Below are 21,625 nucleotides of genomic sequence, written 5' to 3'. Positions count from 1 at the left end.
CGCGAAGGGAATGGTGGCCGACACGATCAGCGCGCTGCGCAGATCGCCCAGGAACAGCCACTGGATCAGGAAGATCAGGGTCACGCCCATCACCATGTTGTGCAGCACGGTGTGGGTGGTGATGTCGACCAGGGCGCTGCGGTCGTAGATGCGCTCGATGCGCACGCCGGCCGGCAGCACGCCTGACTTGTTGATCTTGTCGACCTCTGCCAGGACGCCAGTCAGCGTCGGCATGGTTTCCGCCCCACGCCGCATCAGGACGATGCCCTGCACAACGTCGTCGTCGTTGCTTTGGCCAGCGATGCCGAGCCTCGGCTGGTTGCCGACAGTCACGGTGGCGACGTCGGACACCAACACCGGCGAGCCGTCGCGCACCGTCAGCATGGTGTTGCGGATGTCGTCCATGGTGCGGATCTGGCCAACGCTGCGGACGATCGCCGACTGCGTACCGATATTCACCGTGTTGGCGCCGACATTGATGTTGGCGTTGTTGAGCCCGTCCAGCACCTGCTTCAGCGTCAGGCCATAGGCCAGCAGGCGGTCGAGATCGATGGTGATGTCGTAGGTCTTGGTCTTGCCGCCCCAGCCGGTGACGTCGATCACGCCGGGGACCGCCTTGAAGCGGCGCTGCAGGATCCAGTCCTGGATGGTTTTCAGGTCGGCGACCGAATAGCCGGGCGGGCCAACGACGCGATAGCGGAAGATCTCGCCGATCGGGCTGGTCGGCGACAGCGACGGCTGCACGCCGTTGGGCAGCGGCGGAAGCTGCGACAGACGGTTGATCACCATCTGCGAGGCCTGCTGGTAGCTCACGTCATAGGTGAACTGCACCTTCACGTCGCTGAGGCCGAACAGCGAGATGGTGCGGATCGCCTGGACGTAGGGCAGGCCCGCCATCTGGATCTCGATCGGCACGGTGATGTAGCGCTCGATCTCCTCCGACGACTGGCCGGGATTCTGGGTGATGATGTCGACCAGCGGCGGCACCGGGTCGGGATAGGCCTCGATGTTGAGGGTGCGATAGGCGAACAGGCCGCCGACCATCAGCACCGCACCGAGAATGATCACCAGGACGCGTTGCCTGAGGGCGTTGGCGATGACGGCCTGCATGGGACGACGGCCTTGAGGTTGGCGTGCGAGCCGCGGTCAGTCGCGACGGGCGGCGCGATCGATGAACAGCGTGCCGCTGGTCACTACGGTCTCGCCGACATTGAGTCCCTTCTTGACCTCGACCAGCCCGTTGCTCGTGTCGCCGACCACGACGGGACGCGACACCACGGTCTTGCTGTCGGGCCGCGCCACCCAGACGCGGGCATTGGCACCCTCATAAACGATCGAATCGACCGGCACCGCCGGCATCGAGCGGTCCTCGCCCGAGACGATGCGGAAGGAGGCGAACATCTCGGGCTTGAGCTCGAGATTGGTGTTCTTGACCGCGGCGCGCACAGGCAGGCGGCGCGTGTTGGGATCCAGGGCGGGCGCCACGTAGTCGAGCTTGGCGTTGAACACCTGGCCCGGGAAAGCGAGCACGGTGACACGGACCGGCGCGCCAACCTTCATCTTGGGGGCGTCGGACTCGCGGACATTGGCAACCAGCCACACGGTCGACAGGTCGCCGATCGTGAAGACCGGGTCGTTGGCGCCGGCGTTGATGTACTGGCCCAGGCCGACCTTGCGCTGGATGACGGTGCCGGAGATCGGCGCCGTCACGATGGTCTCGGCACCGACGCGATCGCGCTTCTCGAGATCGGCGATATCCTCGTCGCTGCGGCCGAGGATGCGCAGGCGGTTGCGCACCGCCGCCAGCGTGATCTCGGCGGTGCGCAGATCGCCCTGCGCCTGCACCAGGTCCGACTGCGCCTGCTCGAGATCCTTGAGGGCGCCGCCGCGGATCGCCTGCAGGTCGCGCTGGCGCTTCTCGGCCATCTGCGCGAGCGCCAGCCGGGACTTCGCCTTCTCGACGCCGGCCACCGCGGTGATCAGATCGTTGTGCCCCTGGACGAACTCGCTCGCCTCGATGGCGAACAGCGGCGCGCCGCGCTCGACATACTCGCCGGGCTTGGCGATCAGTCGGCTGACGCGGCCGGAATAGGGCGAGAACACCGGCGTGGTCGTATCCTCGTTGATGGCGATCCGGCCGTCGGTCGCGCGCTCCTCGCGGAAGGCAATCGGCTCGACCTTGGCGAACTGGAAGGCCGCCCACTGCGATTCGCTGGGCCGGAAGGCGCCGTCGGTTTCGACTTGGGCCGCCGGCCGCATCAGGGCATTGCCAGGGTTGGTGTTCAGCATCATCCAACCGGCGACCATGGCGATACCCACCACGCCTACGCCGGCAAACCACAGGCGATGGCGCGGCAGGCGCTTGGTCAGAGAAGTTTTGGTTGGCGTGCTCATTGGCTCGGAACTTAGGGAGTTCAGATTACGGAAGCCTGACGCCCGGGCCTCTGGACCTGTGCCAACACGCTAAGATGCGTTACATCGCTCTGACATGGCGGAAGGCTCACAAATGCGCATCCTTCTCGTCGAGGACAACGACGACCTCGTTTCACTGATCGTCAAAGGGCTCGAACGCAGCGGATTCAACGCCGATTCGGTAGGGAATGCCGCCGACGCCGACCATGCCCTTGCAGCGATCCGCTATGCCGCCGTCGTGCTCGACCTCGGGTTGCCGGACGAGGACGGCCTGTCGTGGCTGCGCACGGTGCGCGGACGCGGCGATTCGACGCCCGTTCTGGTCCTCACGGCGCGCGACGGCGTCAGCGACCGCGTCACCGGACTGCGGGCAGGTGCGGATGATTACCTGGTCAAGCCGTTCGCCATGGAGGAGCTGGTGGCCCGCCTCCGCGCGTTGCTGAGGCGCTCGGACAATCTGCTCGGCCAGTGCCTGACCCTAGGCAATGTGGCGCTCGACACCGAGGGCCGGCAGGTGACCGTCGACGGCACTGTGCGGCCGTTCTCCAGCCGCGAGACGGCGGTGCTGGAGATCCTGCTCAGGCGTTGCGGCAACGTCGCACCCAAGCGGCTGTTCGAGGATCACCTCTTCGGCCTGACCGACGAGGTCGGGTCGAACGCCGTCGAGGTCTACATCCATCGCTTGCGCCGCATGCTGGCCGACAGCGGCGCCACGGTGCAGGTCCATACGGTGCGCGGCGTAGGCTACATGCTGGCCGAGGCCAAGGCCGGCTGAGAAGCAGCCGCACGGCCAATCAGAGTCTTCTTCTTCCGGACGGCGCGCTCATGAGCGCGCTGGAAGCGCGCGGTCCGAAAGAGATGAAGTCCCTGCTGTCAATGCATGCCTTCGGACACTGTCCGCCCAGCCCGGGGCCGCTAGGGTGATCAAATAACGCTCGCCCTCTTGATTAGAATCATTCTAAACTATATCAAGAAGACGGACTATCAGCGGAGACATCGATGACTGAAAGCAAATGCCCTTTCTCGGGCGGCAGGCGATCCCCAACGAATCGTGAATGGTGGCCGAACCAGCTCGACCTCCAGGTTCTTCACCAGCATTCCGCCCTGTCCAATCCGATGGGCACGGCCTTCGACTACGCCAAGGAATTCAAGAGCCTCGATCTCAACGCCGTGATCAAGGATCTGCACGCCCTGATGACGCAGTCGCAGGATTGGTGGCCGGCCGACTTCGGCCACTACGGGCCGTTCTTCATCCGCATGGCCTGGCACAGCGCCGGGACGTATCGCATCGCCGACGGCCGCGGCGGCGCCGGCGGCGGCCAGCAGCGCTTTGCGCCGCTCAACAGCTGGCCCGACAACGTCAATCTCGACAAGGCGCGCCGGCTGCTCTGGCCGATCAAGCAGAAATACGGCCGCAAGATCTCGTGGGCCGACCTCCTCATCCTCACGGGCAACGTTGCGCTGGAGTCCATGGGCTTCAAGACGTTCGGCTTCGCCGGTGGCCGCGTCGACACCTGGGAGCCCGAGGAGGACATCTATTGGGGTCCGGAAGGCAAGTGGCTGGCCGATGAGCGCTACAGCGGCGACCGCGATCTTCAGAACCCGCTGGGCGCCGTGCAGATGGGCCTGATCTACGTCAATCCGGAAGGCCCCAACGGCAAGCCGGATCCCATCGCGGCGGCGCGCGACATCCGCGAGACGTTCGCGCGCATGGCGATGGACGACGAGGAGACCGTCGCGCTGATCGCCGGCGGCCACACCTTCGGCAAGACCCACGGCGCCGGCGATGCGGCCCTGGTCGGTCCCGAGCCCGAGGCTGCGCCCATCGAGCAGCAGGGTCTCGGCTGGAAGAGCAGCTTCCGCTCGGGCAAGGGCGGCGACCAGATCGGCAGCGGCCTGGAAGTCACCTGGACCACCACACCGACCAAGTGGAGCAACAACTTCTTCGACAATCTGTTCGGCTACGAGTGGGAGCTGACCAAGAGTCCGGCCGGCGCGCATCAATGGAAGGCAAAGGGCGACGCCGGCGCCGGCACGTTCCCGGATGCCGCCGACCCATCGAAGAAGCATGGGCCCTCCATGCTCACGACCGACCTCTCGCTGCGCTTCGATCCGGCGTACGAGAAGATCTCGCGGCGCTTCCACAAGAACCCGGCTGAGTTCGCGGACGCCTTCGCCCGCGCCTGGTTCAAGCTGACCCACCGCGACATGGGACCGCTCGCCCGCTACCTGGGTCCGCTCGTGCCCAAGGAGCACCTGATCTGGCAGGACCCGATCCCGGCGGTCGACCATCCCCTGGTCGTCGAGCAGGACGTGGCCAACCTGAAGGCGAAGATCCTCGGCTCCGGGCTCAGCGTCTCCGAGCTGGTCTCGGCGGCGTGGGCATCGGCGTCGACCTTCCGCGGCTCCGACAAACGGGGCGGCGCCAACGGCGCACGCGTCCGGCTCGCGCCGCAGAAGGACTGGGACGTCAACCAGCCGGCCCAGCTCGCGAAGGTGCTGCAGAAACTCGAGGCGATCCAGAAGGAGTTCAACGCCTCGCTGTCCGGCGGCAAGAAGGTCTCGCTCGCCGACGTGATCGTGCTCGGCGGCGGCGCGGCCATCGAGAAGGCGGCCAAGGATGCCGGGCAGGACGTGAAGGTGCCCTTCATGCCCGGCCGCATGGACGCATCGCAGGAGCAGACCGACGTCCACTCCTTCGCTCCGCTCGAGCCCGTGGCCGACGGCTTCCGCAACTATCTGCGCGGCAAGCCGGCGCGCCTGTCGGCCGAGGAACAGCTGGTGGATCGCGCTCAGCTGCTGACGCTGACGGCGCCCGAGATGACCGTCCTTGTCGGCGGCCTGCGGGTCCTGGGCGCCAATGCCGGCGGGTCCAAGCACGGCGTCTTCACCAGGCAACCAGGCACGCTGACGAACGACTTCTTCGTCAACCTGCTCGACATGGCCACCGAGTGGCAGCCGGCGGCGAATAGCGACGGCGTGTTCGAGGGACGCGACCGCAAGACCGGCGAGGTCAGGTGGACGGGCACCCGTGCCGACCTGATCTTCGGCTCACACTCGCAGCTGCGCGCCCTGGCGGAAGTCTATGCCAGCGCCGATGCGAAGCAGAAGTTCGTGACTGACTTCGCGGCGGCATGGGTCAAGGTGATGAACCTCGACCGCTTCGACCGGGCCTGATCCGGCACGACGATCCTTCAAGGGGCGGCCAAATGGCCGCCCCAAGATGGATGTGATTTTATGAAAAGGGCCCGTTGCACGGCATTTTTGCGGCTGCCAATGTGGCCGCCGTGTCAGCATTGCCCAACAAAACATCGCCAAAGCCGCGCCGAGTAGCGCTCTTCGTCACCTGCCTGGTTGACCTGTTCCGGCCGTCGGTCGGCTTCGCCGCCGTGAAGCTCCTGGAGGACGCCGGCTGCACCGTCGAGGTGCCACCGCTGCAGGTTTGTTGCGGCCAGCCTGCGTACAATTCCGGCGACCGCGCCACCACCCGGGCGATCGCGGCCCAGGTGATCGAGGCCTTCGAAGGCTACGACGCCGTGGTCGCCCCTTCGGGCTCCTGCGGCGGCATGCTGAGCCATCACTATCCGGGGCTGTTCGACGACGATCCGGCCATGAAAGCGCGGGCCGAGAACCTCGCCGGCCGCAGCTACGAGCTGATGGCGTTCCTGGTCGACGTGCTGGGCGTCACCAAGGTCACCGCGCGTTACGACGGCGTCGTCACCTATCACGATTCCTGCTCGGGCCTGCGCGAGCTCGGCGTCAAGGAGCAGCCGCGCCGGCTGCTGGGATCGGTGACGGGGCTGCGCCTCAGCGAGATGAAATCGCCCGAGGTCTGCTGCGGCTTCGGCGGCACGTTCTGCGTGAAATATCCCGAGATCTCCAATGCCATGGTCGGCGAGAAATCGGCCGACATCACCAGCGTCGGCGCGGGCACGTTGCTGGCAGGCGATCTCGGCTGCCTGATGAACATGGCGGGCAAGCTGCAGCGCGAAGGCAGCACGGTGAAGGTACGCCATGTCGCCGAGGTGCTGGCCGACATGGGCGATGTCGCGGCCATTGGCGAACCCTCTACGCTTGATTCGGGGACGCGCTGATGCAGTCGACCGCCCACGACTTCAAGGAAAATGCCCATGCGGCACTGGTCGATCCCAACCTGCAGGATTCGCTTGCCAAGCTGAAGGTCGGCTTCTCCGAGCGCCGCCGGCAGGCGGCCGAACGGCTGCCGGAATTCGAGGTGTTGCGCGATCGCGCGCGCGACATCAAGAACCACACGCTGGCCAACCTCGACTTCTATCTCGAGGAGTTCGAACGCAAGGTCACGGCCCTCGGCGGCCACGTCCACTGGGCGCCGACGGCGGCCGATGCGCGGCAGATCATCACCGACCTCTGCCGCAGCATGAACGCCCGGACCGTCGCCAAGTCGAAGTCGATGGTCTCCGAGGAGATCGGCCTCAACGACCATCTGGAGGAGCTGGGCATCGCGCCGATCGAAACCGATCTTGGCGAGTACATCATCCAGCTGCGCCACGAGCCGCCGAGCCACATCATCGCGCCCGCCGTCCATCTCACCAAGGACCAGGTCGCGGACACCTTCCTCGAGGCCCACGGCAAGCTCGGCTTCACCAAGCGCCTGACCGAGCGCAACGATCTTGTCGCCGAGGCGCGCTACGTGCTGCGCCAGAAGTTCCTCGACGCCGATGTCGGCCTGACCGGCGCCAACTTCCTGGTGGCCGAGACCGGCTCGTCGATGCTGGTGACCAACGAGGGCAATGCCGATCTGTCGAACACCTTGCCCAAGATGCACATCGTGCTGGCCAGCATCGAGAAGGTGATCCCGACGCTCGAGGATGCGGCCGTCCTGCTGCGTGTCCTGGCGCGCTCGGCAACCGGCCAGGAATCGTCGGCCTATACGACCCTCAATACCGGCCCGAAGCGGCCGGGCGACCTCGACGGGCCGGAGCACTATCACGTCGTCATCCTCGACAACGGCCGGTCCTCGGTGCTGGGTACCGAGATGCAGGACATGCTGCGCTGCATCCGCTGCGGCGCCTGCATGAACCATTGCCCGGTCTATGGCGCCATCGGCGGCCATGCCTATGGCTGGGTCTATCCCGGCCCGATCGGCGCGGTGCTGACGCCGCAGCTGCTGGGCGTCGAGGAAGCGTCCAACCTGCCCAACGCCTCGACCTTCTGCGGCCGCTGCGAGAGCGTCTGCCCGGTGCGCATTCCCCTGCCCAAGCTGATGCGACACTGGCGCGAGCGCGAGTTCGAGCGCCATCTAACGCCCAGGGCGGTGCGCCAGGGCCTGGCGCTGTGGAGCTTCCTTGCCCGCCGTCCGCGGCTCTACAAGAGCCTGACGGGGCTGGCCAACCGCGTGCTTGCCCTGTTCGGAAGAGCCGACGGCCGCTACGCCGCCCTGCCCCTGGCCAGCGGCTGGACGCGCTTTCGCGACTTCCCAGCGCCGCCGCCGGGCGGCACGTTCCATGCTCAGTGGAAGCGGAAGAGGCCATGAGCGACGCCCGCTCTACAATCCTGAACGGCATCCGCCGCTCGCTCCATCGCGGCGAGCTCAGCGGCGCCCAGCGCCAGGCCGTCGAAGTCCGGCTGGCCGACCCGCCACGCGGCCCCGCAGTGGCGCGCGCCGACCTTCCGCAGCCCGACAAGGTGGCGCTGTTCTGCCAATGGGCCGAAGCCAACAATGCCACGGTGGCGCGCGTGGCGGCGGCCGACGTGGCAGCTGAGGTCGCGACCTACCTGGCGCGCAACAACCTGCCGGCCGAGGCGGCGATGGCGCCGGGGTCGGCGCTCGACGGTTACGACTGGGCCAGCCAGAAGATGCTGTCGCTGCGCCGCGGCCGCGGCGAGGGCAGTGACCATGTCTCGATCACCGGGGCGTTCGCCGGCATCGCGGAGACCGGCACGCTGGTGACGGCATCGGGGCCCGACCATCCGGTGACGCTCAATCTCCTGCCGGACACGCATATCGTCGTGCTGCGCGAAGGCGACATCGTCGGCGGCTATGAGGATGTGTGGGGGCGGCTCCGGGCACGCTACGGCAAGAACCACATGCCGCGCACCGTCAACACCATCACCGGCCCGTCGCGCACCGGCGATATCGAGCAGACCATTGAGCTCGGCGCCCATGGGCCGCGGCGCATGCATATCGTGGTGGTGCGGGAATGAGGCTGTTCGGATGAGCGGGGCTGGCGACGCTTCCCCTTCTGACAGCAAGGCGGAACTGCGCATCGTCGGCACGACAGTCACGCACGAGACCGAGGCTCTGCTCGACCGCGTGTCGGCATCGCTCGGCCGGCGCGCGCCGCGTGTGCTCCAGGTGGGTTCGCGAACGTTGGTTTCGGATCGCAACGTTCGCAATTGGCGGAGCCTGGTCGGCAAGCGATTCGCCGGCAAAGGCCGCTTCATCGGCATGGATCTCGAGGAAGGCACCAATGTCGACCAGGTGCTCGACATCTGCGGATCCGCGAGCAGCCTCAAGGCCGCCCTCGGCGAGGAGGCCTTCGACCTCGTTCTTTGCTGCCATGTGCTGGAGCATACGCGCGACCCCTGGCGGGCGGCGCGCAACATCGAGGGGCTGCTGAAGCCGGCTGGGCATGTCTTCGTCTCGGCGGCCTGGTCGCAGGCCTTCCATGCCACGCCGGACGATCTGTGGCGCTTCTCGGTGCGCGGCCTGATGCGGCTGTTCGGGCGGTTGGAGATCGTGGCGGCGTTCTACAGCGGCGGCGATGTCGGCCTGGACGTGGCCTACCGCGTCGTGCGCGACGGCAAGCCCGAGCTCGATCCACGGTCCGGCGCGGTCGAGCAGGGCCTGTTCCAGCTCGTGCTGGATCACGAGGACAATCGCGCCGTGCTGGCCCGCCAGGCCACCGAGCGCCTGCCGGTGTCGCGCACCTACATGCCGACCCTGTTCGTCAACATCGTTGGTCGCCTCATCTGAGCGGATTGGCCTGAAGCACAAACAGAAAGAGCGGGCTTTCGCCCACTCTTCCCGTTTGGCTTTGTCGGCTTGCGACTAGAAGCGCAGGTCCATACCGAGCAGGAACGCCCAGCTGTTGCCGCTGACGGCGTTGGTTGGGCCACCCGCCGTGTAGAGCATCGCACCACCGGTCAGCTTCACGCCCGGTCCGAGCGCGTAGTTGGCACCGATTTCCCACTTGTTGATGGTCTCGGTACCGAACGCCAGCGCCGTCGCCGGGTTGCCGTTGAAGCAGGTGCTGTTGACGCCCGGAACGCCGCCGCAGGTCGACGTCGTGGTCGTCATGATGTTGGTGCCCGGCGCGATCGACGAGATGTTCGTCGAGCCGTTACCATTGGTGTTGTAGAAGCCGGCCCACATGAACGACATCTGCCACGGGCCGGTCTCGTACATGATACCAGCGGTGTAGAAGCGGGTGTCGTTGTCGACGCCGGTGAAGTAGTTCGCACCGAGGCCGTTGTTGTCGTAGCCGACGGCGCCACCGATGGTGAAGCCGGCGTAGCCGAACTGAGCACCGACCACCCACTGCTTCCAAGCCGTGAGGTTGGCACCGGTCGCCATGTTGGCCGGGCCGGCCAGCGGCATGTAGCCCGGGACGAACGAAGCGTAGGCGAACGCACCGTACAGAGCGACGGTGAAGTCACCGAACTTGTTCAGGTAGTTGGCGCCAACGTCGAACAGATCCTGCCAGGCGTAGTCTGACGTCGGGCAGTTCTGCATGTTGGTGGCGTTGTTGTAGCCGCAGAGGCCGGCGACGTTCGGCGCACCAGTTGCCGCGTTACCACCAGCCGCCGCAGCGTTCAGCTTGGGAGCGTAGCCGACACCGATCTGCAGGCCCTGGAAGCGAGGCGTGAAGTAGTTGATGCGGTTCACGTCCTGCCACGTCGGGGTGATCGTGGTCGCCATCGTACGGGCATAGCCCTTGTTGAAGGACGAGACGCTCTGGTTCACCCAGTTGTGGTTGTGCTGGATGGCGCCCCAGCCGATCAGCGCAGACGGCGTGCCGTAGTACATACGGTACGTGGCAGCGTCGCGCGAACCCACCTCAACGCGGCCCCAATCGCCGAAGGCGAACATGAAGGCTTCGTCGATCTGGGCGTTGGCCACGCTCGTGCCGTTGACGGAGGCGTTCGGGTTCCAGCCTTCCAACTCGACCGTCAGACCGACCGACGTGCCGTTGTCCAGCTTGGTCTGGCCGATGAAGTGGATTTCGCCTTCCTGCATGATCGTCAGACCCTTGTAGTTCGTAAAGGATCCGTTGAAGGCGTAAGTCGAGTCGATATTACCGGCCAGAGCATAGAAGGTGTAGTAACCTCCAATGCCCATCTTGATCGGATCGGCAGCCATGGCCGGGGCGGCCATCACTCCGCCGGCGACCAAGGCGGTCGTGCCGAGTAGAAGCTTTTTCATCATTCTCCCTCTCTCATTGATCAGAGACTGGTGCGTACCAAAAGGCCTGTCCGACCGGCGGAACACGACCCGCCAATACGGCCAAGCCAATAGAACACTCGCGCCAAACGAGGGTCAAGAAATGGACGCGCCAGCGCACGATTCTCCGCGCACGTGTGGCGTTCTTGTCACATTTTGGGCCACTATTCGATCGTTTCCGCAGGCCTTCTGCGGCACAGGATAGAGCCTGAGATGGGCTTATAAGTTCTAATAAGAGACTTACATATTCCGGTTAGTATAGACAAAGGACTATTTGTACTGTGCCATACCGCCCCTTGTATTTACGCCGCGGTCGCGCTTTAGGTGCGCCCCAGCGCTATGGTATCTTCATCAAAAGAACTGGGAAGGCCTCGATGCCGGGTTCGCCTAATTCCACCCTATTAACTGTATTTTACGTCGGACTGCTTGCCATCGGCTTGTCGGCCTGCGGCGGCACCGGTGAATTTTCGAAGGAGGACGAGCGCCGGCACGGGACGACGGGTGACGCCAAGCGTTCGATCAACCAGGGCCTGGGCGGCCGGAGCCGTGAGGACGGAAGCCTGTTCGGCCCGGGCGGCCTGTTCGGCTCCAAGCCCAAGGAGCAGGCCGACTCCGGCACCGGCGTGGCGGTGAACGCCTACCTGTGGCGCGCCTCGCTCGACACCATCAACTTCATCCCGCTGGTCTCGGCCGATCCGTTCGGCGGGGTCATCATCACCGACTGGTACACCCCGGCGGAGACGCCCAACGAGCGCATGAAGGTCCAGGTCACCATCCTCGACCGCGAATTGCGGGCCGACGGCGTGCGGGTCTCGGTGTTCAAGCAGCAGACCTCGGCCAAGGGCGGCAACTGGGTCGATGCCCAGGTCGATCCGCGCACCAACATCGACATCGAGAACGCCATCCTTACGCGGGCGCGCCAGCTTCGCATCGCTGGCGGTTCCTGACGTCACGTCGCAACGCTTGACGATCGGGGCCGCAGCGGGCATCCGCTGCGGCCCCAGTCTTTTCTAGGCTAGACTCGCTTTTTTGGGATCAGATCGTGTCTTCGACGCCCTCCACACCCGTCGCGCCAGCGCGCTACAACTTCCGCGAAACCGAGGCCAAGTGGCAGAAGGCCTGGGAAGAGCGCCAGACCTTCCACGCCCGCATGGATAAGGCGCGGCCCAAGTACTACGTGCTCGAGATGTTCCCCTATCCGTCGGGGCGCATCCACATGGGCCACGTGCGCAACTACACGCAGGGCGACGTGATCGCCCGCTACAAGCGCGCCCGCGGCTTCAACGTGCTGCATCCGATGGGCTGGGACGCCTTCGGCCTACCGGCCGAGAACGCCGCGATGGAGAAGAAGGTCCATCCCAAGAAGTGGACCTACGAGAACATCGCCGCGATGAAGAAGCAGCTGAAGTCGATGGGCCTCTCCCTCGACTGGAGCCGCGAGATCGCGACCTGCGATCCCACCTACTACCGCCACCAGCAGAAGATGTTCCTCGACTTCTGGAAGGCGGGGCTGGCCTACCGCAAGGAGGCGTGGGTCAACTGGGATCCCGTCGACAACACCGTGCTGGCCAACGAGCAGGTGATCGAGGGCAAGGGCTGGCGCACCGGCGCGCCGGTCGAGCGCCGCAAGCTGACGCAGTGGAACCTCAAGATCACCCACTTCGCCGACGAGCTGCTGGAGCGTCTCGACACGCTCGACCGCTGGCCGGAGAAGGTGCGCCTGATGCAGGCCAACTGGATCGGCAAGAGCCGCGGCGCCCGCGTCTTCTGGCAGCTGACCGACGCCTCGGGCGCCGCCCCATCTGGTAAGGATTGGGGCAAGCTGGAGATCTTCACGACGCGGCCCGACACGCTGTACGGCGCCTCGTTTGCGGCGTTGTCGCCCGAGCATCCGATCGTCGCCGAGCTGGCGGAGACGGATCCCGGCCTGCAGCACTTCGTTGCCGAATGCCGCAAGACCGGCACGGCGGCGGCCGAGGTCGAGACCGCCGAAAAGATCGGCTACAAGCTGCCGCTGCTCGCCAAGCATCCGCTGATGCCGGGCAAGACCATGCCGGTCTATGCTGCCAACTTCGTGCTGATGGAGTACGGCACCGGCGCAATCTTCGGTTGCCCCGGCCATGACGAGCGTGACCATGAGTTCGCGACCAAGTACGGCCTGCCGATCATCCCGGTGGTGATGCCCGAGGATGCCGACGCCAAGAGCTTCAGCGTCGCCAACGAGCCGTTCGTCGAGGACGGCGTGATCATCAACTCGGATTTCCTGGACGGCCTCACGGTCGAGGACGCCAAGATCAAGGTCATCGAACGACTCGAGGAGATGGGCGTCGGCAAGGGCACGACGCAGTACCGCCTGCGCGACTGGCTGGTGTCGCGCCAGCGCTATTGGGGCTGCCCGATCCCGGCCATCCATTGCGAGAAGTGCGGCGTGGTGCCGGTGCCCGAGAAGGACCTGCCGGTCGAATTGCCGGAGGACGTCACCTTCGACCGGCCAGGCAATCCGCTCGACCGCCATCCGACCTGGAAGCACGTCGCCTGCCCGACCTGCGGCGGCGCGGCCCGGCGCGAGACCGACACCTTCGACACCTTCATCGATTCGAGCTGGTACTTCGACCGGTTCACTTCGCCGAAGTTCGCGACGGCGCCGTTCGATCGCGAGGAGAACCACTACTGGATGCCGGTCGACCAGTATATCGGCGGCGTCGAGCACGCGATCCTGCACCTGCTCTATTCGCGCTTCTGGACGCGCGCCATGCGCGATGTCCAGATGACCAGCCGCGACGAGCCGTTCGACGGGCTGTTCACCCAGGGCATGGTCTGCCACGAGACCTATCGCGCCGCCGATGGCTCCTGGCTGTTGCCCGAGGAGGTCGAGCGCCTGGATGGCGGCAAGGTGGTGCGCGCCTCCGACAAGAGCCCGGTCGAGGTCGGCCGCTCGGAGAAGATGTCCAAGTCGAAGAAGAACGTCGTCGACCCGGACCAGATCATCCACGACTACGGCGCCGACACCGCGCGCTGGTTCATGCTGTCGGACAGCCCGCCCGAACGCGACCTCGAATGGACCGAGGCTGGCGTCACCGGCGCCTGGCGCTTCCAGCAGCGGCTGTTCCGCATCGCCAGCGAGGCGGTGGCCGAGCTGCCGGCCGCCGGCACGCCCAAGCCCGCGTCCTTCTCCGACGCGGCGACGGCGCTGCGCCGCGCGGCGCACAAGACCATCGCCGGCGTGTCGGCCGACATCGAGGCCTTCCACTTCAACAAGGCGGTGGCGCGGCTCTATGAGCTGGCCAGCACCATCGACGGGCTGAAGTCCAAGGACGCGGCCGACAAGTGGGCCAAGCGCGAGGCGCTGGAGATCTTCGTGCGGCTCACCGGTCCGATGACGCCGCACTTGGCCGAGGAGCTGTGGCAGGCGCTGGGCCACAAGTCGCTGCTGGCCGATTCGCCGTGGCCGCTCGCCGAGGATGCGCTGCTGGTCGACGACACGGTGACCGTGGCGGTGCAGCTCAACGGCAAGCTGCGCGGCACGCTGCAGCTCGCCAAGGACGCTCCCAAGGAAGAGGCGGAGAAGGCGGCTCTGGCCTTGCCCGAGCTGGCGCGCGGCCTGGACGGCAAGACGCCCAAGCGGGTCATCGTAGTGCCGAACCGGATCGTCAACGTCGTGGCGTAGGCAGGGGATGCCGGGCAATCGTCGACAGAGACGCGCCGCGCTCGCCGGCAAGGCGCCCTCGTCGACGAAGACGGACCAGGTCCGTGCGACGCTCGGCCAGGCCGCCCGCCTTCACCAGGCCGGCCGGCTGCAACAGGCGGTCACGTTCTATGAGCAGGCGCTGGCGCTCGATCCGGGCATCCCGGAGGCGTTCTCCAATCTCGCGCTCGCGCTGAAGGCGCTGGGCCGGACCGACGACGCGATCGCCCGATGCGAGCAAGCCCTCAAGCTGAAGCCGGATGCGCCGGAAATCCTGCTCAATCTCGGCATGCTCCTGCGGGAGAAGCGCCGCAGCAAGGAAGCCGCCACGGCCTACCGGCGCGCGCTCGCGGTCAAGCCCAACGATCCCACGCTCCTGTCCAATCTCGGCAACGCGCTCAAGGACCAGGGCGAGTTCGCCGAAGCCATCGCCTGCTTCCGCCAGGCCCTGGAGCGACGGCCGGACTACCGGGCGGCGTTGTCGAACCTCGACAACGCCATCTTCGACATGCATTTCGCCGATCGCTACGGCAACGACAGCACGCTCGAGGCGGCGCGGCTGTTCGCCCGCTACATCGAGCCCGCCAGGCCGCGCACCGACTTCGCCAACGTGCGCGATCCCGAGCGGCGGCTGCGCGTCGGCTATGTCTCGCCCGACTTCCGCAACCATGGCGTTTCCTACTTCTTCCACGGCGTGATCGCCAATCTCGATCCGGCTGAGGTCGAGCCCTACTGCTACAGCAACTCGACGGTCGACGACGACATGACGGCGCGCATTCGCACTGCCGCCAGCGGGTTCCGCACGATCGCCGGCCTGTCCGACGCCGAGGCCGACGCCATCATCCAGCGCGACCGCATCGACATCCTGGTCGACCTTGCCGGCCATACCGCGGGCAATCGCCTGTCGCTGTTTGCGCGGAAGCCCGCGCCCGTGCAGATGCTGACGCAAGGCTATCTCGACACATCGGGCCTCACGGCCATGGACTACCTCGTGACCGACCGCTGGGTCGTTCCGCCGGAGGACGAGGGCTCGTTCACCGAGAAGATCCTGCGCCTGCCCAACGCCCATTTCTGCTTCGCGCCGACCGGCCTCGACATCCCGGTGACGGCACGGCCGGCGGGGCAGCCGTTGACCCTGGGATCATTCAACAACTGGAACAAGGTTTCGGGCGAAACGATCGCCTTGTGGGCGCGGGTGATGGCGGAAATTCCCGACTGCCGCCTGTTCCTGAAATCCGGTCGGTTCGACGATCCGGCGCTGCGTCGCGAGGCGATCGACCAGCTCGCCGCGCACGGCGTCGGCGAAAGCCGGCTGCTGGTCGAAGGGTTCACCACGCGCGAGGAGCTGATGGCGGCGTATAACCGCGTCGACATCGGCCTCGACCCGTTTCCCTACAACGGCTGCACCACGACCATCGAGGCCTTGTGGATGGGCGTGCCGGTCGTGGCGTTGCGCGGCAGGCGCTCGGTCGCGCGGGCGTCGGAGGCGATCCTGACGGTCATCGGCAGACCCGACCTGGTCGCGGCAGACGCCGATGCCTATGTGTCGATCGTCAAAACGCTGGCCGCGGACCGCAAGGCCCTCGACGAGATGCACGGCACCTTGCGGGCGATGACCGAAAGCTCGCCGATCTGCGACTGCCGGCAATTCGCCCGCGACACGGTGCAGCTCTATCGCCAGATGTGGCGGACGTGGTGTGCCCGATGAAGATTGAGCCGCGCCAGGTCGAAGCCTTTCTCAAGAAGCCGGATCCCAAGATTCGCGGCGTGGTCATCTACGGCAATGACGACGGGCTCATAGCCGAGCGCGCGCTCACGCTGGCCAAGACCGTGTGCGAGGACCTGAAGGACCCGTTCCGCGTCGTCGACATCGCGGGCGATGTCCTGAAGAACGATCCGGCGCGGCTGGCCGACGAGTTCGGCGCGATGTCGCTGATGGGCGGCCGGCGCGTCATTCGCGTGCGCCCGGCCGGCGAGGAGACGACGACGGCGCTGGAGAACCTGGTCGAAGCGACCGCCGGCGACGCGCTGATCGTGATCGAAGGCGGCAACCTCACGCCGCGCTCGGGCCTGCGCACGTTGGCTGAGACCGAAGCCTGCCTGGCGGCGCTGCCCTGCTACATGGACAACGAGGCGGCCCTCGAAGGGCTGGTCGAGAGTGCTGCGCGAGCCCAGGGCCTCTCCGTCGATGCCGACGCGCTGGAATGGATCGTCGAGCGCCTGGGCGGCGATCGCGGCCAGAGCCGCAGCGAGATCGACAAGTTGCTGCTCTACAAGGAAGGCGACGGCAGCAAAGCGGTCTCGCTCGACGATGCGCTGGCCGTGCTGGGCGACACCGCGGCCATCGGCATCGACGACGTCGTCGCCGCAACCTTCGACGGCCAGCTCGTGGCCCTCGACCGGGCGCTCGATCGCGTGTTCGCCGAGGGCGGCAACCCCGTGCAACTCGTGCGCGCCCTGCAGCGCCACACCGACCAGCTCCACCTCGTGGCGGGTCACGCTGCCAACGGTGGCAATCTCGAAGGGGCGATGTTCAAGGCGCGCGGCCTGCCGCGCGGCGGCCCGGTGCGCCAGCGTTTCGAACGCCATTTACGGGCCTGGCCTCTGGGCCGCCTCAGCTCGGCGCTGCAGGTGATCCTGAAGGCCGAGCAAGAATGCAAATCGACGGGCTATCCCGACGAGGCGATAGCGCGCAGGCTGTGCCTGGCGCTGGCGCGGTCGGCACAATCGGCCCGCCAGCGCCGCTGACGCCGGAGGAAACATGAAGAAATCTGCACTCGCCGCCTTGTTGGCGGCCGCACTCGTTCCGGCAACCGCTTTCGCGGAGACGCCCACCGCCGACATCGCCCAGCGCACCGAGCTTCACGCCATCCCGAGCATGACCTTGAGCGACGGCGACTTCCTCGCCGGCAAGGACGGCAAGGCAGTGAATGTGAGCGGCCAGCTCCGCGTCGCCCAGGGAGCGGGGCAGCTGCCCGTTGTCATGCTGATGCACGGCTCGGGCGGTATCGGGCCGAACATCGACGCCTGGAGCCGACTGTTCAACACCATGGGCGTGTCGACCTTCGCCATCGACGGCTTCACCGGCCGCGGCCTCGTCTCGACCTCGAGCAACCAGGCCCAGCTGGGGCGGCTCAACTTCATCCTCGATATCTATCGCGGGCTCGACATCCTCGCGAAGCATCCGCGCGTCGATCCCGAGCGCATCGTGCTGATGGGCTTTTCGCGCGGCGGCCAGGCCGCCCTGTTCGCGAGCCTGACGCGCTTTCACAAGACGTGGAACAAGTCGGGCGCGACCTTCGCCGCCTACATCCCGTTCTATCCCGATTGCTCGACGAGCTACATCGACGACACCGACGTAACGCCAGTGCCGATCCGGATCTTCCATGGCATCGCCGACGACTACAATCCGGTGGCCTCGTGCAAGGCCTACATGGCGCGCCTGAAGAGCGCCGGCCGCGACATCGAGCTCACCGAGTACGCCGACGGCCAGCACGGCTTCGACACGCCGTTGGGCCCGCCGGTCGTGGTCGCCAAGGGCTCGCAGACGGTGCGCGCCTGCACCATCAAGGAAGGCCCGGCCGGCGTGCTGGTCAACACCGCAACCGGCGCGCCGTTCGCCTACACCGACGCCTGCGTGCAGCTCGACCCGCATGTCGGCCGCAACGCCGTCGCGACCGCCGCAGCGCAGGCCGCGGTCGGCGACTTCGTGCGCACGCTGTTCAAGCTGAAGTAGGTGGAGACGACCGACGCAGGAGCAGCCGGCGCGTGATATTTCGCCGACCGTGAAGGCCTCGCATGACCTGCGCACCGTCGCGCGACCGGCGATAGATCACGGCGTACGGATGGACGACGGCAAGCCGAACTCCACTACCAAGGCGTGGCCTTGGTGCACCTGAATCAGGAAAGGTTGCGATCCGATCGAACGTCGCACGGAACCGTTCGAAATAGGCAACCGCGACAGGGCGCCCGGCCCTGTCGACGAGCGCCGAAAGTATTTCCTGCGTGTCGGCAATCGCCTTAGGCGCGAAATCGAGACGCACCACGAGCTAACGTTGACGATCAAGAACCGTGTGGATGCGGGCGATAGCCTCGTCATGAGGCAAACCTTCGCCCCTGTCGAGCTCGGCGGCTGCCTCGTCGACAAGAGGTTTTGCCCAGTCGAGATCGTCCGGCGCCATCGCCATCAGATCGGCAACCGCAACAGCGACAGCTTGCTCCAAGGACGCAAAATGGCCTGCGGCGACCTGGGCTTCCAGCCAGCGCTGCTGCTCAGGAGAGAGCTGGATCGCCACAGCGACAGTCTAGCATGCCCCTGGTATTCGCCGCGAGGCTGCCCCTCGTGACTAACCCTTCTTGCCGCCCGTCGTGAGCGGAATGGCGGCCTGGTTGGTCAGCACCAGGAATGTGAAGCTCTCCTCGATGTAGAGCCGCACGCGCTCCAGGTCGTGGTCGAGATAGCCGATCGAGAAATCCTGGCCGACCGTGAGCTCGAGGTCGCCGCCGCGCTTGGACAGTACCAGGCCGCCGTCGAGCCCGGCCGCCCAGACGATCTCGCCGTCGACCAGGCGCTGGACGTGGCTCAGGATCGGATAGCCGCTGTCGGTCCGTGCCGCGAGGTCCTTGTAGAGCTGCTCGTTCAGCACCACGGCGAAGGGGCCTTCGATGCCGTCATCGCGCAGCTTGGTGAGGGCGGCAGACACTGCGCCGGGATAGTCGGCGTGGCTGGTGCCGAGCGGCACCGCCGTGGACGCCGCGGCCTCGCAGATGCCGGTGATGTGGGCGGCCTTATAGCCGTGGAAGATCGCGCGGTCCTCGGCGATGGCGATCTGGCGCGCGGCAGCGATCACCGAATCGAGGTCGGGATCGCGCGCGCCGCGATCGATGGCGTCGAGCTCGGCGCGCGCCACCTCGAAGGGGATGCGAAGCTCGACCAGCGGCTGGACGCGGCGCAGGCGCGCCTGCACGTCCGGCCCGTTCGGCGGCGAGGAGATGGCATCGGCGCGGCCCAGTTCGACGTCGGAATCGTCCCAGCCCAGCGGCCCGCGGAAATCGACGACGCGCCGGGCGGCCAGCATGCCGCGCAACGTCCGCTTGGCTTCCTTCTCGATCTCTTCCCAACCAGCCTCGGTGATCGGTGCGCGATCGCGAAAAAGATGGTTCTTCATCTGCGGTTCTCCCCCTTGGCCTTGCGCAGGCTGCCGATACCCAGGCTGCCGTCGGTGTCGGCGGCACCGCCGACGTCGCCCGCGCCCTTCTCATCCATCGTTGCCTCGATACCAGTGATCGGGCCCTCGGTGAACAGGAAGGTCTTGAGATGCTGCGAAAGGGTAGGGTCGTTGCGACGCAGCCATTCCAGGGCCATGGCCGCGTGCTCCTTCTCCTCGTCGCGATTGTGCTCGAGGATCGCGCGCAGTTCGGCATTGCTGGTGGCCTTGGCGCGCTGGTTGTACCAGTCGACGGCCTCCAGCTCCTCCATCAGCGAGACGATGGCGCGGTGCTGGTCGATGACCTCGGGGCCAAGCTTGCCGGCGTCTTCGTGCAGCGCTTCACTGGACATGACTTTACCCTCCGAGGTTCACACTAGTGCGACCGGCCGGACCGGTAAACGTCGCCTGCCGTACGCAGGTTGCAGACCTGACCGCTCTGTTCGTCAGGCGACATGTCGGAGCTGTTACGGTGTTCTCAGGCGGCGGAATTTGGTTCGCATGACGGCGATCAGGCCCAACGCGAACGAGGCGATGCCGACAGCAACCGCGGCGAAGGCCAGCATGACACTGCCGGTGAGCGCCAGGGCCAGCCAGGCACCGCCGACGATCAGCACCAGACGCAGCGCGGCCAACGCAAACGGCTTGCCGACGAAACCGATGCCGAGGCAGGCGAAGTAGCAGGCAAGACCGGCGCCGGTCAGCGGGAACACCGCGGCCTGGCTCAGGAGATAGAGCGCGCCGATGTCGCGGATCGCGGGATCGGACGTGAACAGGCCCATCCAGTGCCGGCCGAACAGGGCGACGACGGTGAAGACGAGGCCGATGGCGGCTGCCACCGCGGCGCCCGTCCAGGCCGCGCGCTCGGCCCGCGCAAAGTCGCGCGCCCCCGCCGCCGTCGCCACCATGGTGATGACGGCCGAGCCGAAAGCGAAGGTGATGGGATACTGCAGCAGCTCCAGGCGATTGGCCGCGCCGTAGGCGGCAACGGCGGAGCTGCCCAGCGAGGCGACGATGCCGGCGACGAAAAAGGTCGAGACCTGGAACAGGGTCGCGGCGGCGGCCGACACGACGCCCACGCCGAGAATGGCGGCGGCCTCGTCGCGATGCAGGCGGATGGCGTCGAGGCGCAGCCGGACCAGGGCCTGGCGCGACAGCAGATGGACCAGCAGCACGATCGTGCCGACGCCATAGGCCGTCACGGCAGCCAGCGCCGCACCGACGATGCCCAGCGCTGGAAAGGGACCCCAGCCCAGGGTCAGCGCCGGCGATAAGGCGAGATGGAAGGCCTCGCCGATGGCGATGGCGAAGGCCGGCACCATCATGTTGCCCGCGCCGCGCGAGACGTTGGCCAGGAGATTCATCAGCCAGACCAGGACCGAGCCGCCGAACATCACGGCGCCGTAGAGCACGGCCATCTCGACCGGCCGTCCGGTGAGCCCCATGGCGGCATAGAGCGATGGACCGGCAAGCAGCATCAAAGCGGTGGTGAGCGCGCCGCCGATCAGCGCGATCGACACCGCCACGCCGGCGAGCGAGACTGCGCGGCCATGATCGCCGGCACCCAGGGCCCGACCGATCGCCGACGACACGCCCGACCCGACGCCCGATGCGGTCGCCGTCTGCAGGATCAGGAACAGCGGGAACACGACGGCGACGCCCGCCAGCGCATCGCCACCCAGCCACGACACGAATATCGCGTCGGCCGTCAGAAAGGTGATGCGGGCGGCGGCTTCGCCGATGTTGGGCGCGGCAAGCGACAGCAGCAGCGGCAGGACCGGTGCTTCGAGAATGCGTTGGGTACGGCTGGACAGGACGGACATGCCGCCAAGGTGAGGATGGCGCGTCGGCTGGTCGATTACCCGCCTGGTAATTCCCACCCGCTGTCACCCCGAGCGC

19 protein-coding genes are annotated in these 21,625 nt (G+C 66.6%); 11 read left to right on the top strand and 8 right to left on the bottom strand.

Annotation, left to right across the window (positions count from 1 at the left end; genetic code table 11):
* On the bottom strand, nucleotides 1-1,110 hold a 1,110-nt coding region (locus RSO01_RS39370), incomplete at its 3' end, for an efflux RND transporter permease subunit (RefSeq protein WP_147156066.1).
* A gap of 36 nt (nucleotides 1,111-1,146) precedes the next feature.
* Complete coding sequence (locus tag RSO01_RS39365; protein WP_147156065.1) at nucleotides 1,147-2,394, bottom strand: efflux RND transporter periplasmic adaptor subunit; 1,248 nt, start codon at nucleotides 2,392-2,394, stop codon at nucleotides 1,147-1,149.
* Between the two features lie 112 nt (nucleotides 2,395-2,506).
* Here RSO01_RS39365 and RSO01_RS39360 point away from each other — a divergent pair, with 112 nt between their 5' ends.
* The 6 genes from RSO01_RS39360 to RSO01_RS39335 all read left to right on the top strand — a co-directional run bounded on the left by RSO01_RS39360 (nucleotide 2,507) and on the right by RSO01_RS39335 (nucleotide 9,367).
* Nucleotides 2,507-3,187 carry a response regulator gene (locus RSO01_RS39360; protein WP_147156064.1) on the top strand — a complete coding sequence of 227 codons (681 nt, stop codon included), beginning with the start codon at nucleotides 2,507-2,509 and terminating at the stop codon, nucleotides 3,185-3,187.
* Between the two features lie 224 nt (nucleotides 3,188-3,411).
* Nucleotides 3,412-5,589, top strand: coding sequence for a catalase/peroxidase HPI (gene katG, locus RSO01_RS39355; RefSeq protein ID WP_147156063.1), 2,178 nt, complete (start codon nucleotides 3,412-3,414; stop codon nucleotides 5,587-5,589).
* A 110-nt stretch (nucleotides 5,590-5,699) separates the two neighbouring features.
* A complete protein-coding gene (locus RSO01_RS39350) occupies nucleotides 5,700-6,506 on the top strand; it encodes a (Fe-S)-binding protein (protein ID WP_147156067.1) in 807 nt (268 codons plus the stop codon).
* Nucleotides 6,506-7,924, top strand: coding sequence for a LutB/LldF family L-lactate oxidation iron-sulfur protein (locus RSO01_RS39345; RefSeq protein ID WP_147156062.1), 1,419 nt, complete (start codon nucleotides 6,506-6,508; stop codon nucleotides 7,922-7,924). Before RSO01_RS39350 ends, RSO01_RS39345 begins: the two co-directional genes overlap by 1 nt.
* A complete protein-coding gene (locus RSO01_RS39340; RefSeq protein WP_147156061.1) occupies nucleotides 7,921-8,595 on the top strand; it encodes a LutC/YkgG family protein in 675 nt (224 codons plus the stop codon). The genes RSO01_RS39345 and RSO01_RS39340 overlap by 4 nt, the downstream gene beginning before the upstream one ends.
* 10 nt (nucleotides 8,596-8,605) lie before the next feature.
* Complete coding sequence (locus RSO01_RS39335; RefSeq protein WP_170303708.1) at nucleotides 8,606-9,367, top strand: class I SAM-dependent methyltransferase; 762 nt, start codon at nucleotides 8,606-8,608, stop codon at nucleotides 9,365-9,367.
* 75 nt (nucleotides 9,368-9,442) lie between these two features.
* Here the strand turns inward: RSO01_RS39335 and RSO01_RS39330 are convergent, their stop codons facing one another.
* Nucleotides 9,443-10,816 (bottom strand): porin, encoded by a 1,374-nt coding sequence (locus RSO01_RS39330; RefSeq protein WP_170303707.1) that lies wholly within the window; start codon nucleotides 10,814-10,816, stop codon nucleotides 9,443-9,445.
* Between the two features lie 392 nt (nucleotides 10,817-11,208).
* On the opposite strand from RSO01_RS39330, the gene RSO01_RS39325 reads away from it, so the two are divergent.
* From RSO01_RS39325 to RSO01_RS39305, 5 genes are all read left to right on the top strand, one after another.
* Nucleotides 11,209-11,781: a DUF3576 domain-containing protein gene (locus RSO01_RS39325; RefSeq protein ID WP_147156058.1), complete on the top strand. Its 573-nt coding sequence runs from the start codon at nucleotides 11,209-11,211 to the stop codon at nucleotides 11,779-11,781.
* 95 nt (nucleotides 11,782-11,876) lie between these two features.
* Nucleotides 11,877-14,501 (top strand): leucine--tRNA ligase, encoded by a 2,625-nt coding sequence (gene leuS / locus RSO01_RS39320; protein ID WP_147156057.1) that lies wholly within the window; start codon nucleotides 11,877-11,879, stop codon nucleotides 14,499-14,501.
* Nucleotides 14,502-14,508: 7 nt separating this feature from the next.
* Nucleotides 14,509-16,227, top strand: a complete 1,719-nt coding sequence (locus RSO01_RS39315) for an O-linked N-acetylglucosamine transferase, SPINDLY family protein (RefSeq protein WP_147156056.1) — start codon at nucleotides 14,509-14,511, stop codon at nucleotides 16,225-16,227.
* Nucleotides 16,224-17,267: a DNA polymerase III subunit delta gene (holA, locus tag RSO01_RS39310; protein WP_147156055.1), complete on the top strand. Its 1,044-nt coding sequence runs from the start codon at nucleotides 16,224-16,226 to the stop codon at nucleotides 17,265-17,267. Before RSO01_RS39315 ends, holA begins: the two co-directional genes overlap by 4 nt.
* Before the next feature lie 13 nt (nucleotides 17,268-17,280).
* Entirely contained in the window at nucleotides 17,281-18,255 is a 975-nt protein-coding gene (locus RSO01_RS39305; protein WP_147156054.1) for a dienelactone hydrolase family protein, read from the top strand.
* Here the strand turns inward: RSO01_RS39305 and RSO01_RS50085 are convergent.
* The 5 genes from RSO01_RS50085 to RSO01_RS39280 all read right to left on the bottom strand — a co-directional run bounded on the left by RSO01_RS50085 (nucleotide 18,242) and on the right by RSO01_RS39280 (nucleotide 21,549).
* Nucleotides 18,242-18,562: a type II toxin-antitoxin system RelE/ParE family toxin gene (locus RSO01_RS50085; RefSeq protein ID WP_373867985.1), complete on the bottom strand. Its 321-nt coding sequence runs from the start codon at nucleotides 18,560-18,562 to the stop codon at nucleotides 18,242-18,244. The genes RSO01_RS39305 and RSO01_RS50085 overlap by 14 nt on opposite strands.
* A gap of 6 nt (nucleotides 18,563-18,568) precedes the next feature.
* A complete protein-coding gene (locus tag RSO01_RS39295) occupies nucleotides 18,569-18,814 on the bottom strand; it encodes a hypothetical protein (RefSeq protein WP_147156052.1) in 246 nt (81 codons plus the stop codon).
* Nucleotides 18,815-18,865: 51 nt separating this feature from the next.
* Nucleotides 18,866-19,687, bottom strand: a complete 822-nt coding sequence (locus RSO01_RS39290; RefSeq protein WP_147156051.1) for a family 1 encapsulin nanocompartment shell protein — start codon at nucleotides 19,685-19,687, stop codon at nucleotides 18,866-18,868.
* Complete coding sequence (locus RSO01_RS39285) at nucleotides 19,684-20,079, bottom strand: encapsulin-associated ferritin-like protein (protein WP_147156050.1); 396 nt, start codon at nucleotides 20,077-20,079, stop codon at nucleotides 19,684-19,686. The genes RSO01_RS39290 and RSO01_RS39285 overlap by 4 nt, the downstream gene beginning before the upstream one ends.
* A 114-nt stretch (nucleotides 20,080-20,193) precedes the next feature.
* Nucleotides 20,194-21,549 carry an MATE family efflux transporter gene (locus RSO01_RS39280; RefSeq protein WP_147156049.1) on the bottom strand — a complete coding sequence of 452 codons (1,356 nt, stop codon included), beginning with the start codon at nucleotides 21,547-21,549 and terminating at the stop codon, nucleotides 20,194-20,196.
* Between the last annotated feature and the right edge of the window lie 76 nt (nucleotides 21,550-21,625).

It is taken from the genome of Reyranella soli, assembly GCF_007992495.1.
Classification (GTDB): Bacteria; Pseudomonadota; Alphaproteobacteria; order Reyranellales; family Reyranellaceae; genus Reyranella; species Reyranella soli.
Note: the sequence above shows the minus strand (reverse complement) of the source record. Positions and strands in the feature narration are given on the sequence as shown.